We start from the raw sequence: 1,334 nt of genomic DNA on the forward strand, positions 1-1,334 counted from the left end.
AGCTACTGGTTACCCACAAAGGCGACTACGGCAACCTCGATGTGATGTGGTGCTTTTATATGTGGCACTTCGACCTTGGCAAGTTTGAAGAGATCCACGCTGACTTTCGAGCAGCCATTGATGGCGGGTTAGAAGCACCGGCTAATTTTAAAGTGAACGGTCAAACGGGTTTCTGTGATTACGTATTTAAGTACACGCACAAAGCGCACACCGAAAAGAAAGCGTTTAAGCGCGAATATCTGCTAAAAGCGGTGAGCGATTTACTGACTGGCGAGCTTGCTACCAACGCCCCACTTAAAGTAAAAATGTTCCGCCTAGTCGGTGACTGGCACTTTGAAGCTGGCGAAAAAGAAAAAGCGCACAACCTGTTTGAGCTAGTGATGAAGCTAGATCCAAACAAAGGCGGCGTGAAGAAGAAACTAGAAGCATTACAAAAGGAGCTTGGTTATGACCAACCCCATTAAAGACGAGTCACAAATCAAGGTCGCTGAACTGGCCTCGCCTATTGAAAAAGACGGCAAAGCACTAACGCATATTGATATCAGCAAGCCACACTCTGGGCATTTGCGCGGGTTGAGCTTGATAGATGTGTGTGGAATGAAGTTTGAAGCGGGACAAACCCTATTGCCTCGAATCTCTTGCTTGAACGAGCGTGACATTATCAACATGCCTCCAGAGAACTGGGCGCCTTTGCTCACGACGCTTGCCTCTTTTTTCGTCGCGACGGAATAGTTATAGATAGAGTTGAAGACTATTACGCAGATATCGCCCTTGTGTTCCATTGGCCGCCAAGCGAAATAGACAAACTCAGCTACGACGATCTATTACTGTTTCGAGAGCTGGCCAGACAAAGGCACGAACAAACACCACAAGAGAGCGAATAAGCTCTCTTTTTTTGTATCAACAAAAGGCTATCCAGAATGAAAATGAAACTGTCTGTTCTCATGGATATGAAAGATAAAACTTCGGCCGTTCTCAAAGGTATGAGTGGCGAGAGTGATCATTACGCCAAGTCCATTAAGAAAGTACAAAAGACACAGGCTGATGACTCTGCCGCAATGGGGATGATTGACTCGTTCAAAAGCTCACGGAAAGCAATGAATAAGAATGCCATTGCTGTTGCTGCGGTCAGCGAAAAGCTTGAAGAGTTAAAAGTCAAAGCGGCAGGCGTTGAATCCCCAAGCGCTGCACTCACGGAGAAAATCACAAAGCAACAAGCTAAGTTGAGCAAGCTGAACACCGAGCAAGAGGGTTACAAGTCCCATTTAGAGAAGCTCGATAGCCAGTTAAAAAAGACAGGAGTAAATACAGGGAATCTCGATGATGAGTACGAC

General features: G+C 46.0%; 2 protein-coding genes and 2 pseudogenes. All 4 read left to right on the forward strand.

Going from position 1 to position 1,334, the window contains the following annotated elements:
* Nucleotides 1-464 (forward strand): annotated as a pseudogene (locus tag AB4496_RS28100) (hypothetical protein); the annotation flags it as partial.
* Nucleotides 448-732 (forward strand): phage tail assembly protein, encoded by a 285-nt coding sequence (locus AB4496_RS28105; RefSeq protein ID WP_102258091.1) that lies wholly within the window; start codon nucleotides 448-450, stop codon nucleotides 730-732. The pseudogene AB4496_RS28100 and the gene AB4496_RS28105, both read left to right, overlap by 17 nt.
* Nucleotides 733-764: 32 nt before the next feature.
* The gene (locus tag AB4496_RS28110) at nucleotides 765-884 is read left to right on the forward strand and encodes a GpE family phage tail protein (protein WP_258182968.1); all 120 of its coding nucleotides are present in this window, start codon (nucleotides 765-767) and stop codon (nucleotides 882-884) included.
* Nucleotides 885-920: 36 nt separating this feature from the next.
* A pseudogene (locus AB4496_RS28115) lies at nucleotides 921-1,334 on the forward strand (hypothetical protein); the annotation flags it as partial.

This window comes from Vibrio sp. 10N.222.46.A1 (assembly GCF_041473595.1).
Taxonomy (GTDB): Bacteria; Pseudomonadota; Gammaproteobacteria; order Enterobacterales; family Vibrionaceae; genus Vibrio; species Vibrio tasmaniensis_A.